15 protein-coding genes and 1 pseudogene are annotated in these 19,032 nt (G+C 59.7%); 11 read left to right on the top strand and 5 right to left on the bottom strand.

The window, feature by feature from the left end:
• A pseudogene (locus tag ABX749_RS02045) lies at nt 1-1,226 on the top strand (cytochrome C); the annotation flags it as partial.
• Entirely contained in the window at nt 1,226-3,115 is a 1,890-nt protein-coding gene (locus tag ABX749_RS02050) for a hypothetical protein (RefSeq protein WP_372894549.1), read from the top strand. The pseudogene ABX749_RS02045 and the gene ABX749_RS02050, both read left to right, overlap by 1 nt.
• Nucleotides 3,116-3,127: 12 nt before the next feature.
• On the opposite strand, the gene ABX749_RS02055 is transcribed toward ABX749_RS02050, so the two are convergent.
• Together ABX749_RS02055 and ABX749_RS02060 are read right to left on the bottom strand one after the other, a co-directional pair.
• Nucleotides 3,128-4,795 carry a glutamate ligase domain-containing protein gene (locus ABX749_RS02055; RefSeq protein WP_372894550.1) on the bottom strand — a complete coding sequence of 556 codons (1,668 nt, stop codon included), beginning with the start codon at nt 4,793-4,795 and terminating at the stop codon, nt 3,128-3,130.
• A gap of 138 nt (nt 4,796-4,933) precedes the next feature.
• A complete protein-coding gene (locus ABX749_RS02060; protein ID WP_372894551.1) occupies nt 4,934-5,896 on the bottom strand; it encodes a uracil-DNA glycosylase family protein in 963 nt (320 codons plus the stop codon).
• A 106-nt stretch (nt 5,897-6,002) separates the two neighbouring features.
• On the opposite strand from ABX749_RS02060, the gene der reads away from it, so the two are divergent.
• Both der and ABX749_RS02070 read left to right on the top strand, forming a co-directional pair.
• The gene (gene der, locus ABX749_RS02065) at nt 6,003-7,340 is read left to right on the top strand and encodes a ribosome biogenesis GTPase Der (RefSeq protein ID WP_372894552.1); all 1,338 of its coding nucleotides are present in this window, start codon (nt 6,003-6,005) and stop codon (nt 7,338-7,340) included.
• Nucleotides 7,341-7,508: 168 nt separating this feature from the next.
• Entirely contained in the window at nt 7,509-8,882 is a 1,374-nt protein-coding gene (locus ABX749_RS02070) for a hypothetical protein (protein ID WP_372894553.1), read from the top strand.
• Nucleotides 8,883-8,908: 26 nt separating this feature from the next.
• Here the strand turns inward: ABX749_RS02070 and ABX749_RS02075 are convergent, their stop codons facing one another.
• Together ABX749_RS02075 and pgsA are read right to left on the bottom strand one after the other, a co-directional pair.
• Nucleotides 8,909-9,943 carry a lysostaphin resistance A-like protein gene (locus ABX749_RS02075; RefSeq protein ID WP_372894554.1) on the bottom strand — a complete coding sequence of 345 codons (1,035 nt, stop codon included), beginning with the start codon at nt 9,941-9,943 and terminating at the stop codon, nt 8,909-8,911.
• Nucleotides 9,944-9,950: 7 nt separating this feature from the next.
• Nucleotides 9,951-10,643: a CDP-diacylglycerol--glycerol-3-phosphate 3-phosphatidyltransferase gene (pgsA, locus tag ABX749_RS02080; protein ID WP_372894555.1), complete on the bottom strand. Its 693-nt coding sequence runs from the start codon at nt 10,641-10,643 to the stop codon at nt 9,951-9,953.
• Between the two features lie 231 nt (nt 10,644-10,874).
• Here pgsA and ABX749_RS02085 point away from each other — a divergent pair, with 231 nt between their 5' ends.
• The 5 genes from ABX749_RS02085 to ABX749_RS02105 all read left to right on the top strand — a co-directional run bounded on the left by ABX749_RS02085 (nt 10,875) and on the right by ABX749_RS02105 (nt 14,850).
• On the top strand, nt 10,875-11,333 hold the full coding sequence (locus ABX749_RS02085) for a 3-hydroxyacyl-ACP dehydratase FabZ family protein (protein ID WP_372894556.1): 459 nt from the start codon (nt 10,875-10,877) through the stop codon (nt 11,331-11,333).
• 26 nt (nt 11,334-11,359) lie between these two features.
• The gene (locus ABX749_RS02090) at nt 11,360-12,169 is read left to right on the top strand and encodes an SDR family oxidoreductase (protein ID WP_145222195.1); all 810 of its coding nucleotides are present in this window, start codon (nt 11,360-11,362) and stop codon (nt 12,167-12,169) included.
• A gap of 39 nt (nt 12,170-12,208) precedes the next feature.
• Complete coding sequence (gene ilvE, locus ABX749_RS02095; protein ID WP_145208499.1) at nt 12,209-13,066, top strand: branched-chain-amino-acid transaminase; 858 nt, start codon at nt 12,209-12,211, stop codon at nt 13,064-13,066.
• 597 nt (nt 13,067-13,663) lie between these two features.
• Nucleotides 13,664-14,062 carry a hypothetical protein gene (locus ABX749_RS02100; RefSeq protein WP_145208501.1) on the top strand — a complete coding sequence of 133 codons (399 nt, stop codon included), beginning with the start codon at nt 13,664-13,666 and terminating at the stop codon, nt 14,060-14,062.
• Between the two features lie 128 nt (nt 14,063-14,190).
• Entirely contained in the window at nt 14,191-14,850 is a 660-nt protein-coding gene (locus ABX749_RS02105) for a DUF1080 domain-containing protein (protein ID WP_372894557.1), read from the top strand.
• Between the two features lie 37 nt (nt 14,851-14,887).
• Here the strand turns inward: ABX749_RS02105 and ABX749_RS02110 are convergent, their stop codons facing one another.
• A complete protein-coding gene (locus ABX749_RS02110; RefSeq protein ID WP_145208505.1) occupies nt 14,888-15,586 on the bottom strand; it encodes an RsmD family RNA methyltransferase in 699 nt (232 codons plus the stop codon).
• A 165-nt stretch (nt 15,587-15,751) separates the two neighbouring features.
• Between ABX749_RS02110 and ABX749_RS02115 the strand changes: the two genes are divergently transcribed.
• Together ABX749_RS02115 and ABX749_RS02120 are read left to right on the top strand one after the other, a co-directional pair.
• On the top strand, nt 15,752-17,125 hold the full coding sequence (locus ABX749_RS02115; RefSeq protein WP_372894558.1) for a peptidylprolyl isomerase: 1,374 nt from the start codon (nt 15,752-15,754) through the stop codon (nt 17,123-17,125).
• 388 nt (nt 17,126-17,513) lie between these two features.
• Nucleotides 17,514-18,899 carry an asparagine synthase-related protein gene (locus ABX749_RS02120; protein ID WP_372894559.1) on the top strand — a complete coding sequence of 462 codons (1,386 nt, stop codon included), beginning with the start codon at nt 17,514-17,516 and terminating at the stop codon, nt 18,897-18,899.
• Nucleotides 18,900-19,032 lie beyond the last annotated feature (133 nt).

The raw sequence follows: 19,032 nt of genomic DNA on the forward strand, positions 1-19,032 counted from the left end.
CCCTGAAACTGAAACTTTCGCCCGAGGACACCGGTCCGGGACAAGCGATTCACTTGCAGGGTCGGTTCTTTCAGCCTCTGACCAACAGCGACGTGTGTGTGTCCTGCCATCAGGTCGCCGTCCATCCCGGCATCTGGTTGGAAGTCGTTCATGCACAGTATCGAAGCGGCCCCGCTGCCAAACGCGGTGTCAGTTGCCAGGACTGTCACATGGGTGCCGTGCCCGGCAAACCGCGTGGCTATCAAAGTGACTTCGTGGCTCACCTGGGCGACAAACCGTTCGGCGAAAAACGCAAACAATCCAACCACATGTTTTGGGGTCCGGGCTTCTCGATCGCCCACCCGGGAATCTTTCCGCACCACCCCAAAGCGAAACAATACACGCCGCGTGAGTGGCTGGCGTTCGACTATCGAGCCGGCTGGGGAACCGACGCGTTCGAGAATTCGGTGACAGCAGCAATGACATTCCCCGAACCGTGGGACACCGCCGACGATCGACGCGACGGACGCAGGATCATCGACGCCAACCTGGCCAAGCTCGCCGAAAAACGCGCCGGTTCGATCGCCACGATGGAAGGCGGACTGAAAATCGAAGGCCCCTACTTTGAACACGAGCCGACCGCCGGACGCCGTTTGAAATTCAGCTACACGGTTTGCAACACCAGCGAAGGCCACAATCTGCCGACCGGTTCCCTGGGAGCTCAACCGCAACTTTGGCTGAACGTCGCGTTGATCGATCCCGACGGCTGTCGCGTTTGGGAAAGCGGTTATCTGGATCGACACGGCGATTTGGCCGACATGCACTCGGTCGATGTCGCGACACACCGCGTCCGGCGCGACAAAGATCTGTTCAACCTGCAAACCAAATTCTTGATCAACAACGTTCGCGGGACGGACCGCGAAGCCGCGCTGCCGCTGAATTTCTCCCTCGACCAACTTGTCTTCTTACGCCCCGGTGCCGTTCCCGTTTCGGTGCTGAACCACCCGCCCTTGATCCGAATGGAAGCCCACTCGATTGCGCCACTCGATTCACGAACGGCCCGCTACTCGATTCCCGCCCACGTGATGACCAAGAAAGGACCGTACCGATTGAGCGTGCGGATGCGAAATCGAACCGAACCGATCTACTTCATGCGTCAAATCAACAGCACGCCGGACATGATTCACCGCATGCTGGAAAACACGCTGGACTTGCACCCTTCCAGTCATACGTTTTGGGTGCGCTGATGAAGATTTCCAATCGATCCTTGTTCGGGCTCACGCTGCTGTCGTTGTGTGCGATCGGTGCGGACCGCCCTCGCCGTCTGCCGCCGGTTCTTCCACCGGCGAACGTGGCGGCTCCGCTAGCCGCAACGCCATTGGTGACGCGTGATTTCGAACGTGTGCTGCGACAAACGCTCGACGAGCTGGACCGGCAATCAATCCAGTCGGCGGTCGAACCACCCGCAGCGACCGATCCGCGTGCCGATTCCGGCGAACCGGCAGACGCATCGATGCGGCGTCTCGAAACCGTTCTGCGGCCACAAACAGGCCTGCAATCAGACCGCTTCACCGCCGCGCTGGATCGCTACCTCGCGCCGCAGTTGGAATCGCAACCTGAGATGGCGATTCGTCGTCTGCCCACGACGGAGACGCAACTGCCGCAATTGCCTGCGGACTTGTTGGGCAGCGACACGGCGGTATCCAACGCGACTCCAACAACCCAACCGCTGATTGACGTTGATCGAACGCATACCGAATCAGCACCCATCGTGCTGCACGATCCCGGCTTGGATTTCTCTCCGATGCCGCTGGATCCCGATGCCTGCTATCACGATTCCGGCCGCGAAGCCTGGGTCTACGATGCGAAACACGACGTCCCGACACAGCATCCCTGGGTCGAATGGGGACGCATCTGGTATGGAGACGGGATCACTCCGCGCGGGCGTGATTTATTTGGTCCGATGAATCTGGTTCGTCCCAAATTCTATGTCTACGGAGACTTTCGCACCGGCATCCAGGCGGGACGCAACGCCGGCGGGCGGGCCGACAACTGGGCCAATCGCTTGAACTTGGACTTGGATCTTCAGATCACCGACACCGAACGATTCCATGCCTTTGTCGGTCCCTTGGACAAGCAGAACCGATTCACGCGTTGGGAAGTGATCGACGGTGATTTACGTTACCGCAACGAAATGAACCTGACCCCGGCGACCGCGTTCTTCGAGGGCGATTTGGGCGTCATGCTGGGAGCCTTGGGTAATCAATCCTCGCCGTTCGAGTTGCCGATCTCGGCGGGACTGATGCCGCTGTTGTTCCAGAACGGCATTTGGATGGAAGACGCTGTCAGCGGCATCGCGTTTGCGTTGCCGGCCAAGCACAGCCGTCTACTCAACTGGGCAAACTTTGACGTCAGCTTCTTTGCCGTGTTCGATCAACTCAACAGCCCCGCGTTTGCCGACAACAGCGACGCACAAGCGTTCGGGACCGCCTGGTTCATCGAAGCCTATGGCGGCTACATCGAAACCGGCTATGCATATTTGAATCACCGCAACGATGATTCATTGAGCTACCACAACGCGACGTTCAGTTTTACGCGGCGCTATTTCGATCGCATCAGCAACAGCGTTCGTGTGATCGTCAATGCCGGGCAGGACCGGGCCAAGGCCGATCGAACGGCCGACGGCGGATTGTTGCTGGTGGAAAACAGTTGGATCACGGCGGCACCGTTGACCGTGGTTCCCTACGCCAACTTTTTCTACGGTTGGGATCGGCCACAATCGGTCGCCCGTGCCGGGATCTCCGGCGGCATCTTGCGCAACACGGGAATCAACTTCGACACCGACGGACTCAACGGCTTTGCCACACTGGACACCTCCGCCGCCGACACGGCCGGCGGTTCGGTCGGCGTGGATTTGATCGGCGACGACTTGGACCGACAACTGTTGCTTGAACTGAGCTATCTCACGACCCACGGTGACCGCGCGGTCGCGCGTGGTGATCAATACGCGATCGGTGCCCGGTATCAGTTTCCGATTTCCAACGCGACGCTGCTGCGGTTCGACGTCATGCACGGCTGGCGAGAAGGCGATGACGACGTGTACGGCACACGGATGGAATTCCGCTGGAAGTTCTAGGCTCTGTCAACATTAACGAAACAGTTTCAGCTTGATCGGAGCACCGACTTCCGCGGCGGAATCGGAGCCCGACGCGGCTTCTTCTTCGGCGTCCTGTTTGGACCGGGCGGCATCGACCAGTCGCGCCAGTCGTTCGATCTCGGTGCGTGATTCGTGCGCCGACTGAACTCGCTGGTTGGTGATCACGACGATCGTGTCACGTGCTCGCGAGGATTCGATCGCCCACTCAATGGCTTTGTCTTGATCGGCGACCAAGCGAATCGCGGCGCACTTTTTGACTCCGTCGAGCAGTTGGTGGGAACGCTGCAGAAACGAACCGGCTTGGTTGGGACGTGACGTGACGACGCAATGATGCGCGAAGCGTTCGATCGCATGGCCGTAGCTGGCCAGCAGATCGTCGCCGTCGGCTTCCCCGATCGCCAAAACGCACCACACTCGACCGCCAGCCCCCACGGCCTTGGCCGTCCGCAAGGACTCGGTCACGCGGTCCACCGTCCCGCCGGATTCCAGCACCACCGTGGCGTGGCCAAAATCGACCAATCGCTGACCGCGGCCGGGAATCGATCGCAACGTCGACAAGTGCTTGGCGATCTCATGAGGCGAATGGCCCAGCAGCGATCCCAAAGCGGCGGCGGCGGCGATGTTCGACGCCATCGAAATCCCGCACAGCGGCGTTTCCATCATCGCACTGGTGTCTCCGGCGGTCAGCATCAGCGTCGCCATGCCACCGGATTGATCGATCATGATCGCACCAAACTCACTGTCCGACGACGTGCCGTATAAGATCGGCTTGCAGCGTGCCTCGTCCAACAACCGAACCGTCTTGGCGTCGTCACCGGGAGCGATCACGATTCCCGTCGGCGTCAGTTGTTCCAACAAACATTGCAACCCACACGGTCCAAAGTCATCGGACAGTTCGCGTTTGCCGGTCACCATCAGCACATCAAACTGCATCGAGTCGTAGTGCCCGTCCCGGGCGGCGGTTTCATCGATCTCGATGATCGCGATGCGGCTGAGGCAGTCGCTCGACTCGGCAATCCACTCAATCAACTCGGCGCCGTAACAGACGCGCTGTGATGAGGTCTCGTTGACCACGCCGTCGCTGGATCCGAGATCACATTGGTACGCGGTTCGAATTCCCAACGCTTTGGTCAACGTTGCCGCCAACAAACACGTCGATGTCTTGCCGCTATGACCGAGGACGCCGACGGTCAACAACGTCCGATCGGGCTGACGGTGCCGGGCCGAAGCGATTCGGGCCAGGGCATGGTCGACGCTGCCGACGATGCACTGGGGCAGCGGACAAGGCAACATTTGTTCGGTCAGAATGCCGCTGGCACCGCGAGCCAACGCCACCGAAATCAATTCGTTTGGATCGCCTTCACCGATCCGATACAACACCACGTCGCCTTGATCACAATCCGCGACGTCGTCGACAAGATTCGAAACCGCAAGATCTTCGCATCCAAAAAACTTGGCCTCGGGAAACAACGCGGCCAACATGATCGGAGTTGCCGCCGCGTCGTCTTCGGCCGCACAACTTTCCACGGTCACCGACGTCATCGGCGGGGCCCCCGTACCGGACACCTTGGACAGCGGAACCAGCTCTTTGTTGACCGAGTCATCGTCAAGGAGAGTGCGAAAAGAAACGCTTTGTCGAACGTCAAATGCGTGTCGCATGTGATGGCCTCCGTGCACATCGTGGGGTTCAGCTTTCACGAATGAGTAAGCGATCCTTTCGCTTACGTTTGGTATCCGCGATCGATGCACAGATTGTTCTCGTATCGCAAAACCGGTCAATACGAGTTTTTTCGGCGGCTACATCAAGCCTGCGTCGCGAAGCATCAGCTGTAAATCGTCCCAGGCCGCTTTTTTCGCGGCCGGATTGCGCAACAGATAAGAAGGGTGATACGTCACCAACACTTTGCTATCAAAGTATTGATGAAATTTTCCTCGCAATCGTCCGACGGACAGTTTGGTGCTAAGCAGTGCTTGGGCGCTGACCAGCCCCAAGCACACGATGTATTCGGGTCGCAAGATTTCGAACTGTGCTTGGAAGAACTCGCGACAGTTTTCGATCTCGGTCGGCTCGGGGTTGCGGTTGTTGGGCGGCCGACACTTGACCGTGTTCATGATGTAGACGTCTTCGCGGGCGAACTTGCACGCTTGAATCATCTTGGTCAGCAGCTGACCGGCTTTGCCGACAAACGGACGTCCCGACAGGTCTTCTTCGCGACCGGGGCCTTCGCCAAAGAAGGCGACTCGCGGCGCCACGTTGCCTTCGCCGAAGACCGTTTTAGTGCGGCACTGGGAAAGGATTTCACAGCGCGTGCAGGCGGCCACCTGTTCAGAGAACTTTGCCAGTTCGGCGGCGCGCATCTCAGGGACCAGCGATGGTCCCGGGTAGGGCTCGGCGGGATCGGCCGAATCGCTCTGCAGCGAGAACCCGGGCGTGGGTCCTGCGGTGCTCGGCTGGGCGGAACCGGCGGCGACAGTGGTGGGCGCCGCCGCGGGTGGAACCGTGGGGGGGGAAACGGCGAGCGGCGCGGACGCCTGGTCGGAGGTTCGCTCGGACGTTCGCTCAGAAACTTGCTCGGATCCTTGTTCGCGCGAACGGTTGGCGGCGAACCGCAACTGTTCCGCCAACGCGGTCACGGAGTCGGGGTCGGCCGCCGGCAACCACTGGACGCCGACACGTTGCAGATGTTCGGCCAATCCGGCGGCTTGGGCGAGGGTGACGGCCGGATCGGGCCCTTCGAGATTTTGATTTTCTTGCGGCATGGCACCATAGATAACACACGGCCTACTTGTTTTGCACCATGGCGTTTAACATAGCAGGCTTGTTTCCCATCCCGTTCCGCGCCACGCCTGTCCGACAGTCTTTTCCATGCCCGTCCCCCAAGTTGCGATTGTTGGCCGTCCGAACGTCGGCAAAAGCAGTCTTTTTAATTGGCTCGCCCGCCGCCGTTTGGCGATTGTTGACGACTACGAGGGCGTCACCCGCGATCGCATGACGACCCTGATCGAGACGGAGGACCAGTTTTTTGAGCTGACCGACACCGGGGGGTTGGGTATCGAAGATCCGGACGATTTGACCGCGGACGTTCGTCGCCAGATCGAATTTGCGATCAACTCCGCAGACGTCATCTTGCTGGTCGTCGATGTCCAGACCGGGCTGATGCCCCTGGACCAGTTGGTCGTCGAGCGGCTTCGAGCGGTGGAGCGTCCGGTGATTCTGGTCGCCAACAAATCCGACCAGCAGCACCATGACATCCACGCCGAGGAGTTTCACCGACTCGGCCGCGGGCATCTGATCACGGTCAGCACGACACAGAATCGAAACCGCGACGAGTTGCTGGAACTGATCCGCGACCGGCTTCCGCCCTCGGACGAAACGGCCAACGTCGCGACCATGAAACTGGCGATCGTCGGGCGGCGAAACGTCGGCAAAAGCACCTTCGTCAACACATTGGCCGAGACCGATCGGATGATCGTCAGCGAAGTGCCCGGCACGACCCGCGACAGCGTGGATGTGCACTTCGAAGTCGATGGCCAAACCTTCATCGCGATCGACACGCCGGGATTGCGAAAACGAAAGAGCCAACGCACCGACCTGGAATACTATGGCATGCACCGGGCCCAACGCAGCATCCGACGCGCCGACGTCGTGCTGATGTTCTTTGACGCCAATGAAACGGTCAGCAAAGTGGACAAGCAGCTGATCGGCTACGTCATCGAAAACTACAAGCCGTGCATCTTTGTGATCAACAAGTGGGACCTGTTGCACGACACGATTCCGACCGAGCGGTGGGTGCGTTATCTGCGCCGTCAATTCCCGACGCTCTCGTACGCGCCGATCGCATTCATCACCGGCCAGACGGGAAAGAACGTCAAAGCGCTGATGAACCATTCGTCGATGTTGTTCAAACAGGCTCGCGAACGTGTTTCGACCGGACAGTTGAACCGTTTACTGCGCAGCGCGATCGAAGCCCACCAACCGCCGCTGTACCAGAATCGTCGTCCCAAAATCTATTACGCCACACAGGTCGCGACCGAACCGCCGACGATCGTCGTGATGTGTAATGACCCCAAGGCATTCTCCAACGATTACCAGCGTTACCTGATGAACGTGATGCGAGACCATCTAAAATTTGGCGAAGTGCCGATTAAGATGTACCTGCAAAAACGCGCCCGCAATGACGATGAGGACGTGATCAATCGCTGAGCGGCGATCGGCAACGCGGTGAGAGAGGCTTCCAGCCTGTCAGCCCCGAACTGAATCCAACCGGGCACGGCGAAGCCTAGCAACACCGCGAAGCCTAGCAACACCGCGAAGCCAAGCAATACGGCGAAGCCTAGCAACACCGCGAAGCCCATCAACCTTGCGAATGTCATGAAATCGAACGGCGGTCTGATTCGGTGGATCTTGTTCGTCTTGCTCGGCGTTGCCCTGGCCGCCGTCTCGGGCCGTCTCTCTGTACACACGGTCAATGACACGCCCAGCTATGTCCATTATCCGCTGAACTCATTGACCGATGCGTTGCTTTCGACTCGCACGCCGGCCTACCCGATCGCTTTGTCGATCATCGATGCGACTATCGGCCTGTCCTGGGTTCCGCTGCTGCACGTGCTGCTGCACGCGACCGCGTCGTGGATCTTAGCCGAAGCCTTGATCGGTCGTGGCATGCCGCTGCGTTCGGCAACCGCGGCGGCTGTTTGCGTGTTGGTCGGATGCACGGCGGCGGACCACATCAGCACCGTCAGCACCGATGCGCCGGCGGCGTCGCTGGGTGTGATCACGGCGGCGTTGTTGATGAACGCCAGTCGCACACGATCGACGCCCCAAGCGATCGCCTGTGCGGTCGCCGCGGTTTTGACCATCTTTGTACGACCGGCCTATCTGTTCCTGATTCCGTGGCTGGCGGTGGCCGGATGGCTGTTGTCCCATCACCGCCAGACCGACGAGGTTGTGGGAACAACGGATCCAGCGTCCCAGTCGTCACGACTGCTGGGATTCAAACTGGCCCTCTCGGTCGCGGTGGTCCTCGTGGGCTGGATGTGCTTTCGGAAACTGGTCGTGTCCGATTTCGGCATCGCGCCGTTCGGTCACCAGAACCTTTCCGCGATCCTGGTTCAAACGGTGTCGCCGCAGACGCTGAGAGATCTGCCCGGCGAGTCGGGCGAACTGGGACGAGCGGTCGCCGACGAACTGGAGAGTAAGGGGTTTCAACTGCCCGGCCCAAACGGCGGCTCGTTGCCCACGCTGACGATCGAGGAGCAATGGGGGCAGATCAACTATGGCGTCGTTTGGCCGCTCGCCCGCGACCAGTTCGCACAACGAGATGCGGTCGGCTTGGTCGCGCCGCAAGTCGCCGTTCATCGACGAATCGGTGACTTCAACCGAGCGATCCTCTCACAGTCCCCGGGCGGCTACGTGCGATGGTTGTTGTTGGCGGTGCGTCGTAGCGTCTGGGGCACCGCGGCGAACATCGCGATGCATCCGATCTTTCTGCCGATGATCTTGATGGGATTGTTGGGGCTGTTGATCAAAGCGACCAAGCAACCGACGCTCGGCCCGATCGTTGTCCCCGAGGGTTGGAATGCGTTTGCGGTCGTCGCGATCTCGTACGTGATCTTCAACGTCGGCTTTGTGATTCTGTCGAGCCCGCCGCTGGGACGCTTTGCCGACGCCGGCGCGATCTTTTTGCCAGGATTGATCGCCAGCGTGTTGGCCGCAAATGTTGCAACGCCAAACGCAGTCCGCTGATGCTGCCCGTTGACGCTCGACGGTGACTACAACCCCGCGTTGACGCGGCAAAACTCCATGCACAGCGTCGCCGCGTTGAGCAGCATGTGAACGACGATGGCTGGAACCAGCCGTCCGGTTCGCTGGTACAAAAAACCCAATCCGACCGAAAGGAAAAACAGCGGAATCGGCGCGGCCCCTTGGCCCCAATGCATCGCCGCAAACAGCAAACTGGTGACGTAGATCGGCCAGGCCGTGGAGGGTTTCCAAAACGACACGGCGTCGGAATCAGGCGGTGGGTCGGCGATCTGTTGCAACCCGCCTTGCAGAAGCAGCCGGAATTGAAATTCTTCGACGATCGGGGTCAAACACGCCGCTGAAACAAGCAGGGCGAGAAACGTCTGTGTCCCGCTCTCTTCGGCCAGCAAGTTGGTCACCGTGTGTTCGTATTGAACCAGATTGGAAACCAGCAGATTCAGCAACAAAACGGGAGCCAGGATCCAAACGGTTGCAAACAGCCCGCGGCGGATGTCGTCTCGATTGGGAACCAAGCTCAAGTGCGCCAGCGTCGCCCCTTGCGTCAATCGCAAGAAGATCAGGGTGAGTACGAAGGCGGCGAGATTGGCGATGAAGTGGATTCGAACCTGGCTGCGAAGCTTCGCGGCGCGATCACTCGGCGCTGCGGCGGGTGCATCATCAGCCGAAGCATCATCCGGAGAAGCGTCGTCGGCCGGTGCGTCTTCAGCCGAAGCGAGTTCCGGCGGAGCGTCATCGGCTTGCTCGACCACGGCGGCGGCGGGTGGCGTTTGGTCCGTCTCCTGCTGCGGCGTCGACAGCGATTGCTGCAACGACGCACCCACCAGGATCATGATGCCGAACATCAACAGGAAATCAAAAACCGTCCAGCGTGGCCGGGGCTGGGGGAGCCGGGTGATCAAGTCGGCCGAAACGTCTCCGCACAGATTTCGTTTGCCCCGTCCACGCCACCACTGAATCCAGAGCACGCTGCCGGCAATGAGGAGCGTGAGCACGGTCAGCGAGATGGCGAGGAAGCCGATTTCAAAGAGGTTCACGCGCTGCATGGAGCGTTCATTCCGGTTCGTCGGGTTCGTCCTGCATCAGCCTTGCCGCGGCCAGCGTGTAATCGTAACCCGAGTACACGGTCAGCAGGATCGATCCCCACACCAAACCCAGCGTGGTAAAGGTCAGCCAGGACGGAGCCGTTTCGTATTGCAGATAGATCAGCGAGGCGACGACGGCGGCGCACTGCAGCACCATTTTCCATTTCCCCAGCCAACTGGCTGAGAAATCTTTGCCGCTGCCCTCGACCATGCCGCGCAAACTGGTCACCAACAACTCGCGACCGACCACCAGCGTGGCCATCCACGATGCGACGGGTGAGTTGACCACCCCGACCAGGGCGATGAACGAGCCGCAAATGATGATCTTGTCGACAAACGGGTCGAAGATCCGGCCGAATTTGGTGACTTGGCCATACTTGCGTGCCCAATAGCCGTCCATCCAATCGGTCGACGCGGCGACCAAAAAGACGACCGTCGCGGCCAGAAAATAGCCCGCCGGGATCAGCGCCATCACGGCGATCGCCATCGCGAACCGGATGCTGGTCAACGCGTTCGGCACGTTGTAAATCGAACGCTTCCCGATCGAATCGAGCAGTTCGGGAGGCGATTCGGGAGGCACGGACTGCGGTGACGGCGGCAAGGGCACTGCTTTTTGGGGATGATTCAGACGCGTCGGGGCTGCACAACGGACTGTCGACATGATGATCGTCTCCGGCCAACGAGGAAAGGGGCACGCGGCGTTTTCGCCCGGATGAGCCTTTAGAGCCCTCCCGCGGCGTCATCCTGCGCCCGTTACCCCGCGCCACGCTGCCCGGCTGCACTGGCCGCCGGCTACACTGCCCGCCGGATGCACTGGCCGGCTGCCAGTCCCATGGCGTTCCCCTCCGCGTGCCGTCTTGGCGCTGCGCGAAACAACACTTCAATTACGCTCATGAGTATCGAAGCAATAGAACAGGCGATCCCCCACCGCCCGCCGATGCGTCTGATCGACGAAATCTGCGAGCAGAGCGAGACGACAATCGTCTGCAAAAAATCGTTTTCGGCGGATGAATTTTTCGTCCAAGGCCACTTTCCGGGGCAACCGATCGTCCCCGGCGTGATCCAGTGCGAATGCTGTCTGCAGGCCGGCGCGGTGTTGTTGCACCAACAGATGGACAGCGCACCGGGCAGCGTGCCGGTGGCGACCCGCATGGACAGCGTCAAATTCAAACGCATGATCCGCCCCGGCGACACCGTCGAAATCCACGTGACGCTGAACGATCAGCTCAGCAACGCCTACTATTTGACCGGCAAGATGCTGCTCGATGGAAAAATGGCGATGCGGCTGGATTTTGCCGTCAGCGTCAGTGCTCCCGAGCCGCCGGCGACCGGTGAGGAGACGCAGCGGTGAGTGACCCGAGCAACCAACCGGCCGTGATGGATTTTTTGCAGATGTCCGGAAAGACCTATCTGGTCCTGGGCGTCGCCAACAAAAAAAGTGTGGCCTACGCGATCGCACGGATCATCGAACAATCCGGCGGCAAGGTGATTTACGCCGTCCGCAGCCAAGCCCGCAAGGAAAGCACCGCGAAATTGCTGCGTGACCGCGACGTGCGGGTTTGCGACGTCGAACACCAAGACCAGATCGACGCCTTGGCGAACCAGCTCGGCGACGAAGGTGTCACGTTGGCGGGAATGGTGCACTCGATCGCGTTTGCCGATTATCCCGATGGCATTCGGCCGTTCCACGAAACGACGCGACAACAATTCTTGCAGGCGGTCGACATTTCCGCCTACTCCCTGATCAACCTGTCCAACGCCTTGAAAGATCGCTTTGCCCCCGACGCGTCGGTCGTCACGATCGGGATCAGCACCACCCGCATGGCCAGTGAAAGCTATGGATTCATGGCCCCGATCAAGGCGGCACTGGAATCGTCGCTGGCGTTTCTGACCAAGTCGTTCAGCCGGTTCAGTCGCGTCCGCTTCAACGCCGTGGCCGCCGGCTTGCTCAAGACCAGTGCCTCGGCCGGCATTCCCGGCTACGTCGATTCTTACCTTTACGCCGAACAGGTCATCCCCCGCAAAGAGGCGGTGAAAACGGAAGAAGTTGCCCAGACGGCAGCATTCCTGTTGTCATCGCGAAGTAGTGGGATCACGGCCCAATCAGTGGTTGTCGACGCTGGAATGTCGATCAACTATTTTGACGCCTCGGTCGTCGGTGCCGTGACCGATTCCCAGCTCGGCTAATTTCGTTCCTCCCTACCGCGTCCCCTGTTTTCAATCGTCATGTCCCGACAGATCTATATCAACGGCCAATTCCATGCCCCGGAAGACGCGAAAATCAGCGTCTACGATCACGGTCTACTCTACGGCGACGGCGTCTTTGAAGGCATGCGGATCTACGGCAAGAAGGTGTTTCGCTTGACCGAGCACCTCAAACGGCTCGACGAATCGGCCTGTGCGATCAATCTGCAACTTCCCATTTCCTTGGAACAGCTCGCCGCCGACACCAACGAAACGGTCGCCAAGAACGAGATTGTCGACGGCTACATCCGCTTGATCGTCACGCGCGGCGCCGGTCCGCTGGGGCTCGATCCGTTCAAGTGTTCGGATCCACAAGTCATCATCATCGCCGACTCCATCACGTTGTACCCCGAGTCGTATTACGAAAATGGTTTGGAGCTGGTCACCGCGTCGACGATTCGAAACCATCCGGCGGCGCTCAGCCCACGGATCAAGTCGCTCAACTACCTGAACAATATTCTGGCCAAGATGGAGGGGCTCAAAGCCGGTTGCATCGAAGCGTTGATGCTCAACCACAAAGGCGAAGTGGCCGAGTGCACCGGCGACAATTTATTCGTGATCAAAAACGGTCGGCTGAACACGCCGCCGATCGAAGCCGGCATTCTGGAAGGCGTCACCCGCAACGCCGTGTTGGAACTGGCCCGTGAAGCGGGCATCGAAACCACCGAACTGCCGATGACACGACACGACATCTACGTCGCCGACGAGTGTTTTCTGACCGGCAGCGCGGCCGAAGTGATCCCCGCCGTGACACTCGACGGACGCAAGATCGGCGATGGCAAAGTCGGCCCGATCACGCAGCAGCTGAACAAAGCTTTCCGCGAACTGGTGCGGAAGTAGACCGATACCCCACGAGCAACGCAGTGAAGCGTTTATTCCCTGCGTTTGACGAGGTGTTAGCGGCAGGGCGCAAGCCCACCGGTCCCTCATCGTTCCCGAAACACCGGAGGGCTCGCGCCCTACCGCTAAAAAAATGCTCCACAGCGTTACCCAGGAGGGCAGCGGAAGTTTTGCCCACCGTTCGTGGGTCCGTTGCCCCTCAATCGCTCGGCTGTAATCAATTCGAGCACCCTGAACAGTCGATCCATGTTTGTGCAGCAGCAACTGACTCGGAGTGCGTGGGGCAGGCCGGGTCAAAACACTGCCAGCAGCAAGTCGAGCGACCTGGGTTTTCTCGAAGTGCCGGCCCGAGTGGCTGGTGCCTTGGGGCAGAAAGCCCGGGTCGTCTCGCATGCGCTGAACCCGCTGTCGAGCCAGCTGTAAACGCAATTCCGCTCGAAAACCCTCTAAAAACGCCGTGCCCGATTTGACTTTTCGGTCGATTTGAGCGTTAATTAGGTCAATCGGTTGATCAAAACCGATCCCCCACCCACCTAAGCCCCCTATCTTGGGCATGCCTCCGCGTGCGAGGCATCGATTATTCCTCGGAGACAATGCATGAAACGGTTCGCAATTCTATTTGGTTGTCTCGCTCTTCTGGCCAGCCCCGCGTTGGCGACGAGCGAATTCAGCAAACAATGGAAAAACAAATACTTGAGCGGCGATGATGTCGACGAGGCATTCGTCAAAAAAGCACGCAAACACGGCTGCTACATCTGTCACGTCGACAAGGAAGACAAGAAAAAGGTCCGCAACGAGTACGGCAAGGCCATCCACGAGTTCTTGAAAGCCGAAGACTTCCCCAAGGACTGGGTCAAAGAAAACCCCGAAGAAGCTCAAAAGAAGATCTACGCCGGATTTGAAAAAGCCGGTGAGAAGAAGAGCAAAGACGGCAAGACCTTCGCCGAAAAGATCAAGAACGGCGAAGTCCCCGCGACCGATTCTGGCAAAGAATAGTCGTCGATCCGACTGCCGACACGGCCACCCCAAACGCTTGCAGCACCCCGGTGCCGCAGGCGTTTTTTTTCGAGCCTAGCCAGACTGTCCCCTCCCCCACGTCCCTCCCCACAACCGAGTAGTTGCAAATGCGTTCGTTCGTCTGTTCTCTTGCCGTAGCCGTTGCCTGCATCGCCGGCACCCGCACCGCCCCCGCCGAATCACCCTCCACAGAAGACGGTTTTGTCAAGATTTTTGATGGCGAGTCGATGGAGGGCTGGAAACTGGCAGAAGAAAACACCGATGCCTGGCAGGTCGAAGATGGAAAGCTGGTTTGTCGTGGCGAACGCTGCCACGCCTTCTACGTCGGTCCGCTGGCTCCGATGAAGGACTTTCATTTCAAGGCCGAAGTCATGACGACGCCGGGCAGCAACGCCGGGATCTATTTCCACACCAAGTACCAACCGACCGGCTGGCCGAAATATGGTTATGAATGCCAGGTCAACGTGTCGCACAAAGACCCCAAGAAGACCAGCAGCTTGTACGCGGTGGAAAACGTTTCGGCCGAAGATCTCGCTGCCCACGGGATCAAAGACAACCAATGGTACACTCAAGAAATCATCGTGACCGGTCGTCGGATCCAATTGATCGTCAACGGGAAAACGATGGTCGACTACACCGAGCCGGAAAACAAAGAAGCGTTCGACAAGAACTTTGAGCGGCGTTTGGGTGAAGGCACGATCGCGCTGCAAGCCCACGACCCCAAAAGCGTTTGCTACTTCCGCAATCTGCGCGTCAAACCGCTGTAGCTTCGTTGCCGCGTGGCCGACAGACCTGCGGTTTGATTCACATCCGCATGCCGCAAATCATCGGCGGCTCGATGAACGACAGACGTGTTCCGCCGTACAACCGGTGGTCCCACTGCCCCGGCGGCAATTGGGATTCGTCGTAGTGTTTATCCGTTTCGGCGACGATCAGACTGCCCGGCGGGGAGTGATTCATGGCCAGACGGATCAGCCCCTGCAGCGACTCCGCGGCGGTTTCCCACATCGCGTAGGGTGGGCACAGGTAAACAATCCGCGGGGTATCGTCCAACGGTGCGTCCGGATCGGCCGGCCCCAGAAGACTGCTGCCCAAACGAAACGCGTCGCCGTAGAGAATCTTGATCTTGGACGCCACACCCAACGTTTCGGCGGTCGATTCCAAGAACGCGTGGGCTCGCCGGTTCTTTTCGATCGCAATGGCCGACGACGCGCCCCGGCTGAGCGATTCGAAGGCGACCGCTCCGGTGCCGGCAAACAGATCGTACGATTTCGAACCCTTGATGCGGGGGCCGATGATGTTGAACAAACTTTCTCGCACGCTGTCCTTCATCGGCCGGGTGAATTCCGCGCCGTGGTAAACCACCGTCCGGCCGCGCATCGAGCCGCCGATGATCCGCAGCTTTTGCGGACGCCGTTTTTGCGGTTTCTTCGGGGTTGGGGGTGGATCTTTCGATTCGAGAGATCCGGTTCGCGGTCGACGCGGCTTGCGGGAGCGGTTCATCTGGGGAAGTATACGCGGGCAGCGTTTTTTCGCGATCCCCGCTGGAGTCAAACGGCCCGCCGCCCGCCCCGGCCGGCCCCCTCAGCGACCGCCCAAAACCGAAACGCAGCTCGATGCGTAGTGCTGCTGAGCTCCTTCGTTCCCACCGCAGGTTTCCAGAACTCCATGATCGTCCGCAGCCCACTCCAAACCCTTGTCCCCGTCTGCCTCATCGCGGCGCTGTCGCTCGGTCCGGTCCAGGATTCACGCGGCCAACAACCGGATGCCGAACCCTCGCAGCCGGCTCCAACAGCTGCATCGGCGGCTGATTCGGCGGCAGGGTCTGCGACGGTAGACCACAGCGGGCACGCCCATGCCGCCCAAGCCGCCGATTCGGCGACGGCCCCCCCTGACACAGCGGCCGAGACCGAAGCGATCCTCAAGGAATTCAAGGAGATGGCTTCGCCTGAGTTGTACGAAGAAGGGATGGCGGCCCGTGACGCCTTTGAAGACGCTTCGCAGCAGTTCAAGGACAAGGTGTTGCAGATGCGGCGCCACTACATCCTGTTCGTCAACGAATTCAGCGACGATCGCCAAACCTACCTGACGCTGCGAAACGAAAGTCGCGAGCTGATGAACCAGGCCTATCGAAAAGCACTCGATCTGATCGACTTCTATCCGGACCCGGTGGCCATGCGCTATGTGGTGACGGTTCTGGAACAGCGATTCAAACACGACGTGTACAACGCCGAAACGCTCGAAGGTGCGGCGAAAATGCTCGATTACGGAATCCGGCTCCGCTACGTCGCCCTGGCAGCCGCGCGTGCCGCGATGTGCGCCGGCGATTTCCCGCTGGCCGAAAGTCTCTACAAGAATCTTCAGGAGGATGAAATCGAAGACAAGGACAAGGCGATGATGGTGCAGTTTGATGCCATCAAAAAGCAGTTCGAAACCGAGCAAGAACTGTTGCGCAACGATCCCGAAGACCTGCCCCAAGTCCGCTTCAAGACGACGCGTGGCGAGATCATCGCCGACCTGTACATCCACGAAGCTCCGTCCACCGTCGCCCACTTCATCGAATTGGTCGAATCGGGGTTCTACGACGGATTGGATTTCTTTCAAGTCGTCGAAGGGTTGCTCGCGCTGACCGGTGACCCGCTCGGCGACGGCAGCTCGCGACCGGATCGCTTTCTGGCCGATGAACATGGCCGCGACGTCGTTCGCATGCCCCTGGCCGGCTCACTGGTGATGGCGAAACTGCCCGGCTCCAACAACGATTTCATCCCCAACACGGCGGGCACCCAATTCGCCATGCTGTTCATGCCGTTGCCCTCGGTCAGCGAGCAGCAAACCGTGTTCGGCAGAATCACCAAGGGCCTGGACGTCTTGGGAGCCTTGCGGAGAGTGGACCCGCACAAAGAAAAGAAGAAAGGCGCCGTGGTGATGCCGCCAGACCGCATCCTCGAAGCCGAAATCCTGAATCGCCCCGAGACGCTGCCCGAAGTGATTTACGCCGATCCCCTCGCTCCCCTGCAGAACGTGCCGGGGCCGGTTGGATGAGTGAGCCGCGACGCGTCAGCGGCCGGGCCCAAGGCAATGCCCGAGGCCTTACGGCCAGCGACTCACCCTCCGTTTCGCATTCACACTTGATCCGACAGACCGGGTAGTGGACGAGGCGACGTGTCCTCAGTTATCGGGTAGTGGACGAGGCGACGAGTCCTCTGTTTTCGGGTAGTGGACGAGGCGACGAGTCCTCTGTTTTCGGGTCGTGGACGAGGCGACGAGTCCTCAGTAGTCGGCAAATCGGCCGAGTGACGACGTCGCCCATCGAGGCCCGCGGACTCACCGCAAACGGCTGATCCGCCACTAGCTGACGCTTCCCACCGGGACCATTAAGCTATGCAGTAGCGAATTCCTCCCCTCCTCCACGTTTGATCCCGTAACCGCGATGTCTCAGCCAACCGACCCGATGTCACGCGCCGCATTTGATGGACAAGCCCCGGCACTGATCGACCGGGTGGTCAACCTGATGGATCCCGACGGGGACGTGATTTTGAACATGTCGCACGAGCAAGCGTGCGCGGCCGTCGCCAGCGGCGATGCCGAAGCGGTCCGCCGCATCCGCGGTCAGTTCGCGATTTGCCAACAGGAAGGAAAAACGATCCGCATGGCGCGGTCGATCGGTCGACCGATGCGATACTTTTTGGCCAAACGCGCCGAAGGGCCGGCATTGGTGATCGCCGAGCGGATGAGTCAGATACTCGATCAACTCAAGGTCGAAGGGCTCGCCGATCAATTCCATCCCTCCTACACCCGGATGGTGCCGGCGCATTATCTGCTCGAACTACAGCTGGTCGGCTGTCCCGATCCGAACCCACAATTGACGCGTTACTTTGCCCCCGAACGCAACCGCTTGCCCGCCGACATCGATGCCATCGGCGCCGCCTACATCCAGCGACTGGCCGAAGTGATCGATCAGTATTTGATCACGATCCCCGACCATGAACCGATCGGCGTGATGTTCAGCGGCGGAATCGACAGCGGTTCGATCCTCGTGCTCGTCGATTACCTGCTCCGCCGACGCGGGCATTCCTCGTCACGACTCAAAGCGTTCGCGTTGTCGTTGGAAGGCCGCTCCCAAGACGTCGATCAGGCACGTGAGTTCCTCAAGGCGATCGATTTGGAAATGTTGCTCGAGCCGATCGAGGTCGCTCTGTCGGACGTCCGTTGGCAGGACGCCGTCGCATCGATCGAAGACTACAAGCCATTGGACGTGCAGTCGGCGACGATGGGCTACGCACTGCTCCGTGAGATTCGCCGGCGTTATCCGGATTGGAACTACTTGATCGATGGGGACGGCGGCGATGAAAACTTGAAGGACTATCCGATCGAAGACAACCCGGAGCTGACGGTCCGCAGCGTGCTGGGCAATCGGATGCTGTACCAGGAGGGCTGGGGTGTCGACGCCGTCAAACATTCCCTCGTCTACAGTGGCGGGCAAAGCCGGGGACACAGTCGCACCAGTGCGCCGGCCGCCGAATTCGGTTTCAAAGGGTTCAGCCCCTACGCCGTTCCCGATGTGATCGAAATCGCCGAAGCGGTTCCGTTCGTCGCGTTGACCAACTGGGACCATCAGAAACTCTACGCGCTCAAGGGCGACATCGTCGCCGCGGGCATTCGGCAAGTGACCGGAGTCGAGATGCCGGTGTATCAAAAACGCCGCTTCCAACACGGCGCCGCCGACCCGAAAACGTTCGAGCGATTGTTCCCCAAAAACGAACAAACCTACCGCGATGAATTTTCCCGAATGATTCGGGCGCACGTTGGTGTCTAGCCTTCAGGCGATTCCCGGTCGCTGCGGAGCAGCGAAACAGAACGGCTAAAGCCTGCACACCAGCGCATGTCGGTGTCCAGCCTTCAAGCGCATCCCCACGCGCTGCGAAGCAGCAAGACGAGCGGCTGAAGTC

The sequence above is a fragment of the Stieleria sp. genome, from assembly GCF_041595215.1.
In the GTDB taxonomy this organism is placed as follows: Bacteria; Planctomycetota; Planctomycetia; order Pirellulales; family Pirellulaceae; genus Stieleria; species Stieleria magnilauensis.